This window comes from Algibacter sp. R77976, assembly GCF_044594645.1.
Lineage (GTDB): Bacteria > Bacteroidota > Bacteroidia > Flavobacteriales > Flavobacteriaceae > Algibacter_B.
The window spans coordinates 2,697,514-2,711,263 of sequence record NZ_CP138989.1; the positions used below are offsets into that span (position 1 = coordinate 2,697,514).

Annotated in this window: 10 protein-coding genes; 9 read left to right on the plus strand and 1 reads right to left on the minus strand. The window is 34.7% G+C overall.

What is annotated here, in order from left to right:
- Nucleotide 1 precedes the first annotated feature (1 nt).
- Nucleotides 2-1,408: a sulfatase-like hydrolase/transferase gene (locus tag SJY43_RS11525; protein WP_396600891.1), complete on the plus strand. Its 1,407-nt coding sequence runs from the start codon at nucleotides 2-4 to the stop codon at nucleotides 1,406-1,408.
- Here the strand turns inward: SJY43_RS11525 and SJY43_RS11530 are convergent.
- On the minus strand, nucleotides 1,405-2,247 hold the full coding sequence (locus SJY43_RS11530) for an AraC family transcriptional regulator (RefSeq protein WP_396600892.1): 843 nt from the start codon (nucleotides 2,245-2,247) through the stop codon (nucleotides 1,405-1,407). The two genes, SJY43_RS11525 and SJY43_RS11530, sit on opposite strands and share 4 nt — an antisense overlap.
- A gap of 134 nt (nucleotides 2,248-2,381) precedes the next feature.
- Between SJY43_RS11530 and SJY43_RS11535 the strand changes: the two genes are divergently transcribed.
- The 8 genes from SJY43_RS11535 to SJY43_RS11570 all read left to right on the plus strand — a co-directional run bounded on the left by SJY43_RS11535 (nucleotide 2,382) and on the right by SJY43_RS11570 (nucleotide 13,406).
- Nucleotides 2,382-3,338, plus strand: a complete 957-nt coding sequence (locus SJY43_RS11535) for a dihydrodipicolinate synthase family protein (protein WP_396600893.1) — start codon at nucleotides 2,382-2,384, stop codon at nucleotides 3,336-3,338.
- A 75-nt stretch (nucleotides 3,339-3,413) separates the two neighbouring features.
- The gene (locus tag SJY43_RS11540; RefSeq protein WP_396600894.1) at nucleotides 3,414-4,937 is read left to right on the plus strand and encodes an aldehyde dehydrogenase (NADP(+)); all 1,524 of its coding nucleotides are present in this window, start codon (nucleotides 3,414-3,416) and stop codon (nucleotides 4,935-4,937) included.
- A gap of 19 nt (nucleotides 4,938-4,956) precedes the next feature.
- Nucleotides 4,957-5,967 (plus strand): 4-hydroxyproline epimerase, encoded by a 1,011-nt coding sequence (locus SJY43_RS11545; protein WP_396600895.1) that lies wholly within the window; start codon nucleotides 4,957-4,959, stop codon nucleotides 5,965-5,967.
- Between the two features lie 7 nt (nucleotides 5,968-5,974).
- Nucleotides 5,975-7,222, plus strand: coding sequence for an NAD(P)/FAD-dependent oxidoreductase (locus tag SJY43_RS11550; RefSeq protein WP_396600896.1), 1,248 nt, complete (start codon nucleotides 5,975-5,977; stop codon nucleotides 7,220-7,222).
- Nucleotides 7,223-7,587: 365 nt separating this feature from the next.
- Nucleotides 7,588-10,680: a T9SS type A sorting domain-containing protein gene (locus tag SJY43_RS11555; protein ID WP_396600897.1), complete on the plus strand. Its 3,093-nt coding sequence runs from the start codon at nucleotides 7,588-7,590 to the stop codon at nucleotides 10,678-10,680.
- 12 nt (nucleotides 10,681-10,692) lie between these two features.
- The gene (locus tag SJY43_RS11560; RefSeq protein WP_396600898.1) at nucleotides 10,693-11,397 is read left to right on the plus strand and encodes a hypothetical protein; all 705 of its coding nucleotides are present in this window, start codon (nucleotides 10,693-10,695) and stop codon (nucleotides 11,395-11,397) included.
- Nucleotides 11,398-11,428: 31 nt separating this feature from the next.
- On the plus strand, nucleotides 11,429-12,310 hold the full coding sequence (locus SJY43_RS11565; protein ID WP_396600899.1) for a family 16 glycosylhydrolase: 882 nt from the start codon (nucleotides 11,429-11,431) through the stop codon (nucleotides 12,308-12,310).
- Nucleotides 12,311-12,566: 256 nt separating this feature from the next.
- Nucleotides 12,567-13,406, plus strand: a complete 840-nt coding sequence (locus SJY43_RS11570) for a T9SS type A sorting domain-containing protein (RefSeq protein ID WP_396600900.1) — start codon at nucleotides 12,567-12,569, stop codon at nucleotides 13,404-13,406.
- The last annotated feature ends 344 nt before the right edge of the window (nucleotides 13,407-13,750 follow it).

Genomic DNA, 13,750 nt, shown 5'->3' on the forward strand with positions numbered 1-13,750 from the left:
AATGAATCGATTTTTTTTAATTTGGATTTTGATGTTCATGTTGGTTCTTGCATGCAAATCAAAACATGAAGATGAAGTTTTAAAAAATCAAAACCCCAACATCATCATTGTTTTAGTTGATGACGCTGGCTACGTAGATTTTGGTTTTATGGGAAGCAAAGATTTACAAACGCCTCACATTGATGCTTTAGCAAAAAGCGGTGTAGTGTTTACCGATGCTCATGTTAGTGCTACTGTTTGTGCACCTTCAAGAGCTGGTTTAATTACTGGAAAATATCAACAACGCTTTGGTTTTGAAGCTAACGGCACTGCAGGAATAGGGCTTAGTGATAATGTTGTAACCATCGCCGATGTTTTTAAAAGTAACGGCTACAACACTTATGCTTTAGGGAAATGGCATTTAGGCGAAGACGCTACCGACCATCCCAACCAAAGGGGATTTGATGAGTTTTATGGGTTTTTGGCTGGAAGTCGTTCTTATTTTCCTTTAGAAAACCCTTCAAAAGAAAAAATGCTACAGCACAATGGTGAGCGCTTAGTTTTTGATGGTTATATGACTGATGTTTTAGGGAATCAGTCCGTAAAATATATTGAAGACAACGGAGATAGTCCTTTCTTTATGTATCTATCATACAATGCGGTACATACACCAATGCATGCGAAAAAGGAAGATTTAGAGAAATTTAAAAATCATCCAAGAAAAGAACTGGCAGCTATGACGTGGTCTTTAGATGAAAATATAGGCAAGCTATTAAAGATATTAGAAGCATCAGGAAAACGAGATAATACGTTAATCTATTTTTTAAGCGACAATGGGGGAGCGCATAACAATCAATCTTCCACAGGTAAACTAAAAGGGTGGAAGGGAAACAAATTTGAGGGCGGACATCGGGTGCCCTTCGTCGTAAGTTGGCCTAAACAGATTATAGGCGATAAAACCTTTAACGGACTCACATCGTCGCTTGATATTTTTACAACCTCATTAAGGGCTGCTAAAATTGATACACCTGAAAATCTAGAGTTGGATGGTGTAAACCTTTTGCCATATTTGAAAGATGAAAAACAAGGCAATCCACATGAAACTTTATTTTGGAGAAAACTAGAAGAATCTGCTGTTAGAATGGACAATTTAAAACTAATTCATCTTGATAATTATGGGTCGGTGCTATATGATTTGAATACAGATTTGGGAGAAACCAAAGACCTCTCAAAAAGCAACCCAGAAGAATTAGAAAAACTTATTTCAAAATACAATAGTTGGGAAACTACACTAATGTCACCATTATGGGACGAGAGCAAACCATGGATGCATGTTACGTATCATATCCATAAACAACTGATGGAAAATAAAGTGCCAGAATATAAAGACATCTGGCACCCAGCTTTTAAAAATAGAACCCAAAACTAAACACGTTTCCTAACATAAGAAGGAATATATCCCTTTACTTTTTTAAACTGCCTGTTAAAATTAGATAAATTATTAAATCCTGATAATTCGGCTATTTCAACAATTGGTAAATCTATCTGTTGTTCCAAAAGCCTTGTAGCATGTTCCACCCGTATTTCGTTTAAAAAGGTAATGTATGTTTTGTTAGTGCGTTTTTTAAAATATTTACAAAACGCGTTTTTTGTCATATTTGCAACACTAGCAATGGTATTTAAGTCAATTGGTTTATGGGCATTTTCAATAGTATAATCAAATACGTTTCGCATTCTTTCTCCTTCTATATCAGAGTAAGATTTTTCATGAACAAATCTCGAAAGTATTTCAGATTTAGCCTTAGCAATGTGTTTTAAAATTTCTATAAACAAAATAAATCGTTCTAACTTAGAAGCTTTTTTAAGTTTTTTAAAGCATTCTATAATTTCACTTTTATTATTTTTTACAATCAAACCTTGTGTCGATTTTACAAAAAAACGATTAAGTTCTGTAAATTCACTCAATTCAAAAAAAGTATCACCAAAAGAAGATTCAGTAAAAAATAAACTCAACATTCTAGATTCAGTTACACCGTGTTTATCACTTTTAAAAGCGTGTGGTAAATTACTGCCAATAATAAAAATATCATTTTCTACATAACTAGAAATATTATTACCTACTAATAGCGTTCCGTTTCCTTTTTCTATAAAGCTAAGCTGAATTTCGTTATGTTGATGCAACTTATCATAAAAAACAGCTTCAATATCTTCCTGATAAATTAATGCACTATTTTCTGGTTTAGGTATTTTAAAAGGGTGGATTTTCATTAATACAAAAATACTCAAAATATAAAAATGACATGAATAAATGGATAATATAATATTAAAAATGAATAATTTAGTAGTATTGTTGATAGTAATATTTATGTAGTTTTATAACTCATTAAAAAGAATAAAATAATATGAAATCCAATTGGGATGGTGTAATGCCTGCAGTGTTTACATGGTTGAAAGAGTCAAAATCTGGCACTCTTGAAATTGACTTTGATACAACACAAAAACAGGCGGCAGGTATTTTAAAAGCTCAAGGAAAGGGAGGAAGCAGAATGAGTGGACTTGTCGGTTCTGGTACTCTAGGTGAGAATAGCTACCTAAGCACCAAACAGCGTCTTTCTTTACTTAAATCACTTTCTGAGGTTGCTAAAGAATACAATGTTCCATTAATCAGCGGAGCTTCAGCAGAAACTAAGGAAGAACTTGCCAAAATCATTGAAGGACTTGCAAAAGTTGGAGTTGATACAGTCATGGTTATGCCGCCAAAAACTAAGGAAGTGCCTTCTGAAAAAGAAATGTATGAGTATTATGCGCTTTCTGAAGCAACTGCAAAGGATGTAGGTGTAACAATGATGCCTTATAACAATCCTGATGCAGCTGGATATCATTCGCTTTCAACTAATCTTCTTTTAAGACTTTCTGTTCTTCCTAAAGTAACTGCTCTTAAAATATCGACTATAGATGTTTCAATTATTGAAACGTTGATGCTAGAGAATAAAGATTTAAAAGTTTTGGCAGGAGTAGATACAGTTACCGTACATGCAGGACTTGCTGGTGCATGTGGAGGAATTACGGGTGTAGGTTGTATCTTTCCAAAAGCAAGTGTTACCATGCAGGAATATGTTTTAAATGGAGAATGGGCACAGGCAAATAAAATTTCTCAGGCTTTAAATTCCATATCGTATCTAGATGCTCAGTCGCTGCTTTTGGAATATCTTAAACTTGCTATGGGAATTCACTATAATGATGTTGCTGGAGGGCTGCGTACCTTTGGTAAGAAATTAACTAAACAGCAAATTGATGATGTCCATGCAAGATATATTCTGGCAAAAGAACGACTTGAAGCACTGGACTTAATAAGTTGATTCTTTCAAATATTCAAAATTGAAAAAGCTTCGTTTTTACATAAATTTTAAAAAAATATTTAATAATAAGTCAAGATGATTACAGGAAAAAACTATATCGGGCAAACACTTAAAGCTTTAGGGCATAACACATATAAAACCGTTAATCCAAAATTGAACATTGAAAACGATACGATATTTATTGATGCGACTGAAGTTGAAATAGATGAAGCCGTAAACCTAGCTTGGGATGCATTTAAAGTGTACAGAAAAGTATCAGGAGCTAAACGTGCCGCGTTTTTAAACGCCATTGCCGATGAGATTTTAGCTTTAGATAAAACATTAATTGATATGTACATGTCAGAATCAGGTTTACCAGAAGGAAGAGCTGTTGGTGAACGCGGTAGAACCATTTTCCAGTTACGCTCCTTTGCAGAATTAATACTTAATGAAGATTGGAGAGACAACACGTTTGATGCTGCGCAACCCGATAGAGAACCCTTACCAAAAGCCGATTTAAGAAAAACAGCTATTCCGTTAGGGCCTGTTGTGGTTTTGGGTGCCAGTAATTTCCCGTTGGCATTTTCAACAGCAGGTGGCGATACGGCTAGTGCTTTAGCAGCTGGTTGTCCTGTTATCGTAAAATCGCATCCTATGCATTCTGGAACTGGCGAATTGGTTGCCAACGCCGTCATTAAAGCGGCAAAAGACACAGGGATGCCAAACGGCGTGTTTTCAAATTTGAATGGAAAAGGTGTAGAAATTGGGTCGGCTTTAGTAAAACACCCTAAATTAAAAGCTGTTGGTTTTACTGGTAGTGTTGGCGGTGGTCGCGCTTTATTTAATTTAGCAGCGCAACGTGAGGAACCTATTCCGGTTTTTGCCGAAATGGGAAGTATAAACCCAGTAATTATTACACCTAAAGCCATCGAGAAACGTTCGGAAGCTTTAGCATCTCAATATGCAGGTTCTATTACTTTGGGAACAGGTCAGTTTTGCACCAACCCCGGATTATTACTTACGATTGATAGTGATAAAACACAAAATTTTATAAACGATTTAGCTAATAAAACAGTAGCTATAGACGCGCAGTGTATGTTACATCCTAAAATTAAAGCAGGATTTGTAGAAAATGGAGCAAATGTAGCTACTCAAAAAGGAGCGGAGACTATTGCAAAAATTGAAGCAGCAGTAGCGCCTAATTATGCGCCATCGCAAGTAGTAAGCGTTTCAGGAAAAGATTTTTTAGAGAATCCGAAATTGCATCAAGAAGTTTTTGGACCTTTTTCATTAGTAGTGAAAGCCGAAAATGAATCGGAATTAATTACAATTATAAACGGTTTAGAAGGACAATTAACAGGAACTATAATTGCCGAGGAAGAAGAATATACAAACCTTCAAGATATTGTTGATGCCCTTGAAGATAGAGTAGGACGTATCATTTTTAATGGTGTGCCAACTGGTGTTGAAGTTTGTGCTTCCATGCAACATGGGGGGCCTTATCCAGCATCTACCGATTCTCGCTTTACAGCTGTTGGAACTAATTCCATTAAGCGTTGGGTGCGTCCTGTGAGTTATCAGTCTTTTCCAAAAGAATTATTACCAGAAGCATTGAAGTAATGAACTAAAGTTTTTGAAAATGGCTAAAAGCACTTTTGTTTGTATTGATGGGCATACTTGCGGAAATCCTGTACGTGTAATAAAACAAGGCGGTCCTAAATTGGTAGGCGCAAACATGAGCGAAAAACGACAACATTTTTTAAAAGAATTTGATTGGATTCGTACAGGTTTAATGTTTGAGCCTCGTGGACATGATATGATGAGTGGTAGTATTTTGTACCCACCACATAACCCAGAAAACGATTTTGCAATTTTATTTATTGAAACCTCAGGGTGTTTGCCTATGTGTGGTCATGGTACAATTGGCACCATTACAATTGCTATTGAAGAGGGATTAGTAACACCAAAAACACCTGGAAAAATAAGGATGGAAGCACCTGCTGGTTTGGTAGAAATTGAATATCAGCAAACCGATAATAAAGTAGATTGGGTGCGTTTAACCAATGTGAAAAGTTATTTAGCTGCCGAAGGTTTAACCATTGAATGTCCCGAATTGGGAACGCTGGTTTTTGACGTAGCTTACGGCGGAAATTTTTATGCGATAATAGACCCACAGAGCAACTTCTCAGGAATTCAAGATTTTTCAGCAAGTAAAATCATTCAATATTCTCAAGTGGTACGTCAACGTATCGATCAAAAATATCCAAATACATTTATTCATCCAGAAAATAAAACTATTAGAGATGTATCACATGTATTGTGGACGGGAACTCCAATAGATTCTAAGTCTTCGGGAAGAAATGCGGTTTTTTACGGAGATAAGGCTATAGATAGAAGCCCTTGCGGTACAGGAACATCAGCACGAATGGCGCAATTATATGCCAAAGGCAAATTGAAAGTAGGCGAAGACTTTGTTCATGAAAGTTTTATAGGAAGTAAATTTATAGGTCGTGTTGAAGCGGAGATGACACTTCAAGGTAAACCTGCAATTATCCCAAGTATAAAAGGCTGGGCAAAAATTTATGGATATAATACTATTATTATAGATGATAAAGACGACCCTTATGCACATGGGTTTCAAGTGATTTAATTTTGATATGAATAAAAACGTAATCGTTATCGGTGGTGGAATTATAGGATTATGTTCAGCCTATTATCTGCAAAAGGAAGGCCATCAAGTTACAATTATTGATAAATCGAGTATGAATTCTGGAGCTTCTTACGTCAATGCAGGTTATATCACACCAAGCCACTTTATTTCTTTAGCAGCTCCAGGAACGTTATCAAAAGGTATTAAATGGATGTTTAATCCTAAAAGTCCACTTTACATCAAACCCAGACTAGATGCAGACTTCTTAAAATGGGCGTGGGCTTTTAAAAAATCGGCAACAGCTTCAAAAGTAGAAAAGGCAATTAAGCCTTTATTGGAGATTAATTTATTGAGTAGAGCATTATATGACGATTTGAAAGCATCAAAAGATTTTAACTTTCATTTAGAAAGAAAAGGATTGTTGATGTGCTATAAAACTGATAAAGTAGGTGAAGAAGAATGGGAAGTGGGCAAACGAGCAATAGCCGAAGGTTTAAAAGTAGAACATTTATCGGCATCTGAAGTTTCAAAATTAGAGCCTAGAGCCAACTTAAATATTAAAGGTGCTGTTTATTATCATTCAGACGCTCACATGACACCTTGTAATTTTATGGAAGAGATGATCGCTTTTTTGAAGCGCAATGGTGTTAAAATTTATGCGAATGAAAGGGTTGAGGATATTAAAATCACCAATAATAATATTTCAAAAGTAATAACAGATAAGCAGGATATAAGTTGTGATGAAGTGGTTTTGGCAGCTGGAAGTTGGAGCCCTAAAATCAGTCAAAAACTTGGGTTAAGAATATTGCTTCAAGCAGGAAAAGGATACAGTATAAATGTGAAACGAGATACGAAAATCACCATTCCAACTATATTATGTGAAGCAAAAGTAGCCGTAACACCTATGAACGGTTTTACCAGGTTTGCGGGTACCATGGAAATGTCAGGAATAAACCATACTATCAGTTCTTCTCGTATAGATGCTATTACAGAAGCTAGCGCATCTTATTATAATCAACTTAACATAACTTCAGAAGAAAAAGCTAATGCCAAATGTGGTTTGCGCCCATGCACACCAGATGGATTACCATATATAGGTAAATCTTCAAAATGTAAAAATCTTACCGTAGCAACCGGACATGCTATGATTGGGTGGAGCTTAGGACCAGCAACAGGAGCATTGGTTTCAGAATTAATTTCAGGAAAGAAACCCAGGCTAAGTCTATCTCAGTTTCATCCCGATAGGGCTTTTTGATAGACTCATGGTATTTCAGTAAAAGTAAACTGCAAAAAAATATTGAATTACTGTTTAATTTTTAAATAAATTTATATAACAAAAAAACAGTGTTATTGTATATGTATGGACATGTTTAAAACTATGGAAGTAATATTATATACTTATCAATTCCATAAATTTCATTCTTAATTATTCATTTTTAATATAAATATGTGCTGTTTGAGATTAGATTTTGGACATCAAGTATATTGTAGTGATTTCTAATAATTCTTTGTTATAACGCAATTTTAAGTGTTTTTGTACATGTTTAAAGCAGTTTGCTTCATATTTATTGTCTTTGTTTCTTATAAATTTACATACCTATTTTAAGTAAAGTCATTATTATGAAAAAGAACCTTTTATTGGGACTGATATCTGTCAGCCTTATCACCCTAACAATTCTGTTATTTCAAAGCAGTCTTTTTGATGTAAACGACAAAGCACTTGAGTACGATTATGGTACTGATTATGAGAATTATGAAGAAGAAACACCTGAAGAAATAGCTTATGAAATGGCTATGGATGCTGAAGCACTTCCTAAACCATTTAATTTTGAAACCCTTGATGGAGATGATTTAGCAGACTATAATTCTTGGTTGGCTAAGGCAGAAATATCGAATTTTAAATTTAGTAGTCAAAAGGAATTTTCTGATTATTTCGCGCAAGCAAAACGCAATATGGAGATGCCTCCACCTGATAAGTACTTTTATGCTAACCGTACGCTTTCAGGAACATGGGACCAGAAATATTTGCACATGACCTCGGATACACCACCAGGTTATAGTGAAGGTGGTTTTAGAACTGATGGGTCATTATATGATCCAGTAAACGAGGAAATGTATATTGTGTCTTTTGCAGGACATATCTATAAAATTGACGAAAGTGCATCAGTAAAGTGGTCACTTAGAAATCATTCAAAAAGTTTTGAAGGTGATAAATTTAATGGTGTTAATCTACCAGATGGTTCATTTAGGATGCTTAACCAAAAAAACAATGGTAGCATGGAGTTTTCCGATGATGAAGGCAGAACATGGATGGATGCGAATGGTGCGTTCTTTGAAGGCAGTGCAAATTATACCACTGTGGTAACAAAGCAAAACATAGGAAAGCGTATTGTAGCTCACGGAGCTAGACGAAATGCTTCCGATGGGAACGCTTGGTACGATTATGTTTATATTTCAACAGATTATGGATTAAATTATACAACATCAGCTTTAAATTTTAAAAGTAACACGTTTGATGTTGAGATTTTAAAACCACATGGTAGCAGAGCCGTTTATCTTTTTGCTAGAAGAAATAGTGATTCTAAATTGTACGTGTACAAAATGGATGAAAATGATACTGACTTTGCATTAATTCATGAACCAACAACAACGGTAGCCTCTTTGGATTCCGTGCAAGGAACTACAGTAAATGGTACAACTCATTTTTATATTAGTTATGGCAATAATACAATTTTTTATTCAGGAGATGAAGGTGCTACATGGACACAAAGTGTTACGGCTAGTGATACAGGAAGAAACATAGAAGAAGTACACCCAACCCAACCCAATATTGTTTTTAAAGGCTTTGTGGAGTTGTGGATTTCTACAGATTACGGTGTAAATTGGACAAGAAATCAACACGTACTAAGCAACAACGATATTTATGTTTGGGATTTACAACATTTTAAAACTTTTGATAAAGAAGATGGCGGGTTTTTCACCATATCGGGATACGATTTTGGAACGTATTATTCTACAACACCTGAAAATTGGAATTCTTGGATAAGTGTAAGTAGAGGTAATCCAACTACTATGTGTTATGATGCAGAAACAAGTGAGAAATACAATTTAGTTTATACGGCCAATCAAGATAGAGGTTCTCAAAGTTTCTCTGGAGATAATGATTATGACAAAAGTATTCCGATACCAACAGCAAGAGAAGCTAATACCGATGTCTTAAGGGTTACTATTGCAAATGGTGGTGAATCGGCTTGGTATTGGTATTATTATGGTGCTATTGGTAGAAGTTCTGTTAATGATGGTGGTAATTTTAGAACCGTAGTTTCTAAAAGAGACCTTTACTCAAATTGGGCAGCTACAAGCATGACGCCTTCGCCGAACGATAGCGAAGATGCAGTATATATCCCGTGGGGTACGCAGTTACATAAAATTAGTTATGATGGTACTGTAGTAGAGGGAACATTGCATCCTTTTGTTTTTAACGAAGGTGCGAGCAGTTTTGGTTATTCAAAGGTTAATAAAAACCGTTGGTATGTGGGTTTAAAATCAGGACGATTTATGTATTCTACTGATGGCGGAAACTCATTTGCGGCAGGTAACTTTAGTGGTTCATGGCCACAGGAGGATAGTTCGCATAGAAAAAGGCGACAAGTTATTGCTACTAGCCCAATAGATGAAGCAACCGTATATTATGCAGGTAAAGGCAATATGTTTTTAATTTCTCATGATGGTGGAAAAACATTTAAGAATCATAATTCAGGACTTAATGTGGATCGTATTTCAGAGTTAGATGCATCACCAAACGGGCAATATATTTTTGCCGCTTGCGAGTTTGGCGGGGCTTGGGTGTATTCTGTTCAGCAAGATCAATGGTTTAAAATGGATGGACTAGATGTTCCAAATTCAGTTGGCTATACAGATGTACAATTTATTGAATCTGAAAATGCAGCGCGTTTTGCAACTTATGGAAGTGGTATTTTAGATTTTATATTAGATCAAGATTTTTCAGAAATTTTCGTAGCTGCAGATAACTTTACTATTGAAACTGTCGATGAAACCTGTCAAGGGAAAAATGGGCAAATACAGATAGATTCAAAATTCAGGCATAACTATAATGTAACCATTGGTGGTATAGAGTATAGCTTTAATGAGGTTTTAAACCTTCCAAATTTGGAACCAGGCACTTATGATGTTTGTATAGGAATTACAAATACTACTTATCAGTATTGTGTGAATCTTGAAGTAAAAGGCTCTGAATTATTATCAGGTAAGTTCTCTTCAACAAAAGAGGGTAAAGTAGCTGTTAACATTAAAACAGGTACAGCACCATATAAAGTTTTTGTAAATAATTTACAAGTTTTAGAAACTTATGACACATCTTTTAATGTCGAGGCAAGTGATGGCGATATCATCAATATTGAAGCCAAAGCAACTTGCGAGGGTAAATTAACCAAGGTTATAGATGCTTCAGGAACTTTAAAGGCATTTCCAAACCCCGTTAAAGATCAGTTTGAATTGCGTATTCCAAAAACTTCAAAGTCAACTGCAAATTTAGAATTATATTCCATCACCTCAGGTTTAATAGAAAAAAAAGAATATTCTGTAATTGGAGGAAAAGTTGTTGTAGATATGCAAGAATATCCATCAGGTATTTACTTTATAAGATTAGACGATTCCAAGAAACCTCAAACTCTAAAAATTGTTAAGCAGTAAAAAAGAAAAATCATGAAAAATATTATATACAAATTAATACTCGTTGCATTTATATGTAATTCCTGTTCTTCAGGAGGAGATTCTGATGGAGGACCAGCTGAAACATCAGATTCTAAACCTTCATCTCCCGCACTAATTTTTCCTGCCCAAAATCAATTATGTACTACAAACACATTAAATTTTGAGTGGGAAGCCGCTACAAATGAAGACGGTAGTTTAGTAATTTATATTTTGGAAATAGCTAAAGATAATCAGTTTTCAGACAAAGTCGTTGATGAGGTACTTACAACCTTGTCAAAAATAGTAACTCTTGAGAAAGGTTTTGCGTACTATTGGAGAGTTAAAGCAAGAAGTACTAAAAGTGTAGAAAGTAATTACTCACCAACGGCACAATTTTATACTGAAGAAGTTCCTAATAGTAATCATTTACCATTCGCTCCTAGTTTAGTAAAACCCTTTTTAGGACAAACCTTAGAAAGTGTCACCACTGAAATTACTCTTGAATGGTCTGGAGCAGATGTTGATAATGACCCGTTAACGTTTGATGTGTATTTTGGAAAAGATAAAGATGCGCTAAGTCTAGTAGCAGAAAATACAATGGCTAATACCTACGTAGCTACTTTGGATGCAGTGGATGCAACATATTACTGGAAAATAGTAGTAAAAGACGATAAAGATGCTTCTGTCACAGGGCCACTTTGGTACTTTAAACTTTAATTGAAACATTATTACAACTAGAAAAAAAACTATGAAAACAAATAAATTATCTTTCAAAATATTGTTTAGCCTTATATGCTTCACAATTTTTTTAGTAGTATCGTGTTCTACCGATGAAAAAACGGATCCGAATGATGAACAATTTGATGATGACGATGAAGAAACAGTAACAGTCGCAAAACCGTTACTAAATTCTGTAAACACCAGTAATTGGATATTAATGTTTGAAGACAATTTTGATAAATTTGAACCAACCAAATGGACTAAAAACAATTCAACAAAAAGTAGGGCAGCAAGACCCGGTATAGGAATTAATCAATGGTTTTGGAAGCCTGAAAATGTGAGTTATAAGGATGGAAATGTTGTCCTTAAGAGCGAAAAAAGAGCGAATGATGTTTTGCATTGCGGAGGCATTTTTACCAATAACTTATTTGAATTTAAATATGGCTATATTGAAGCTAAAATAGATATTGCAGAAACGTTGTTTGGTACACATACTGCCCTTTGGTTACAAGGTGATAATATGGGGAATGTAGATGGTACGGGTAATGATGGCGCAGAGATTGACGTGTTTGAATCTGCATGGATAGGAGATTTTACCAAAAGCGTTGTGCATATTGATGGTTATGGTGCATCCCACAAAGCAAATACCAGACGATATGATACTCCTGGTATTCATTCTGGGTACCATACCTACGGATTATTATGGAATGAAGATATGCTTGAAATTTATTATGATGGCGAGTTTAAAACAAGATATCAAGGTATTTGGGTACCCCAAGTAGAGGAGTTCTTGTGGATATCCACAGGCGCAAGTTTTGGAGGTGCTGCTAATTCCAATTTCACGTCAAGAAATATTGGAGACTATACCGAGGCAAAGGTGGATTATATTAGAGTTTGGAAGATGAATTAAAACCTTTTTAAAAATAAAGTATATCCTGTAATAAAAGCTATCTGGCTATCTAGGTAGCTTTTTACATGTTTTCCAAGAGTTGCTTTTTGAATAATTTTGTACACTTCTGTTTTACAAAAGTTTGCAAATTAAGTGAATATCGGCTGCTTTAATAAAAATAGTAATATCGTCTAGGTTTTGATAATTATTATCCATTTAATCACCATCAATATTTTCTAATTTTAGTGAATAATTAACAAACTAAATATATTACATTATGAAAAAAATTACGTTTTTATTTTTAATCTGTTGTTCGGGGTTTATTTACGGACAAACAATGGTAGATGACTTTGAATCCGGAGCAGGTGGTTTGGTTGCTAATGCTGGGGGGATAACAACTGCAGTGGTTGCTAACCCTAACCCTTCAGGTATAAACACGACAGCTAATTGTATGGAAGTAAAACGAAGTGCTACACAATGGTGGATTTTAGCAGGGGTTAACGTTACTCCAGACTTAGCTATCTCTGATACTGAAACGAAGTATCTTAGCATGTTAGTGTATTATCCTGCGCAGCCAGATTTAGCAATACGTTTTGATGCACCTGATGATGGTTCAAATGGTACAGGAACTGTTAGAGCTTTAAACGCCTATACCACACCCAATCAATGGCAGGAAATTGTTTTTGAAATAAAAGACAATGATACAGGAGCAACATCTTTTACACACGGCACATTATTTAGATTATCAATCCACCCTGATATAGGCTTTGAAAATGACCCCGCAGGTCAAGTGCTTGATGCTGCAGGTACCATTGCTGGTTATATAGATCAAATTCAAATTTTAGATTCTAACCCTTTAAGCAATAAAGAATTTGAATTAGAAAAAAATATTTCTATATATCAAGATGCTTCTAGATCTAATTTTAGAATACAAACAAAAAATAATGTAAAAATCACTAATGTTTCTATTTATAATATGCTAGGAAGTAAAGTGAACAATATTTCTAAAATTGATACGAATGTATACGATATAAGCAATTTGTCCACAGGTCTATACATTGTTAAAATACTTGATGATAGAGGCGTATCAATAAGTAAAAAACTAGTAAAGCGTTAGAAAGAATTATTTAAATTAGGATATTGATTCCTATTTGTGAGTGTTTTAGATCAGAAATAGTCAGTTTACATTTCTATAATTATTTAATTTGTAATAAAATTTTGAATACCAGAAAGCATAAACTACATACGTTTTGAATGCGATTTTATAAAATAATATTTTGAGAAACCTTGTAAAATGGTTTTATAAAAGCTGGCTTAGGCTGCATAATCACGAGGTCAATCGTTTGAATTTAGATCCCGATACTCGGTGAAAAGTATAATAATACAACGGTTTAGGTTTTTACTAAACCGTTTTCGTTTTCTCATTAGCGCCATTTTAGCGTTAAGGGAGACGTTTATCAG

Coding starts and splice junctions, on each gene's coding strand:
- SJY43_RS11525 (WP_396600891.1), top strand. CDS start 2: ATGAATCGATTTTTTTTAATTTGGATTTTGATGTTCATGTTGGTTCTT.
- SJY43_RS11530 (WP_396600892.1), bottom strand. CDS start 2,247: ATGAAAATCCACCCTTTTAAAATACCTAAACCAGAAAATAGTGCATTA.
- SJY43_RS11535 (WP_396600893.1), top strand. CDS start 2,382: ATGAAATCCAATTGGGATGGTGTAATGCCTGCAGTGTTTACATGGTTG.
- SJY43_RS11540 (WP_396600894.1), top strand. CDS start 3,414: ATGATTACAGGAAAAAACTATATCGGGCAAACACTTAAAGCTTTAGGG.
- SJY43_RS11545 (WP_396600895.1), top strand. CDS start 4,957: ATGGCTAAAAGCACTTTTGTTTGTATTGATGGGCATACTTGCGGAAAT.
- SJY43_RS11550 (WP_396600896.1), top strand. CDS start 5,975: ATGAATAAAAACGTAATCGTTATCGGTGGTGGAATTATAGGATTATGT.
- SJY43_RS11555 (WP_396600897.1), top strand. CDS start 7,588: ATGAAAAAGAACCTTTTATTGGGACTGATATCTGTCAGCCTTATCACC.
- SJY43_RS11560 (WP_396600898.1), top strand. CDS start 10,693: ATGAAAAATATTATATACAAATTAATACTCGTTGCATTTATATGTAAT.
- SJY43_RS11565 (WP_396600899.1), top strand. CDS start 11,429: ATGAAAACAAATAAATTATCTTTCAAAATATTGTTTAGCCTTATATGC.
- SJY43_RS11570 (WP_396600900.1), top strand. CDS start 12,567: ATGAAAAAAATTACGTTTTTATTTTTAATCTGTTGTTCGGGGTTTATT.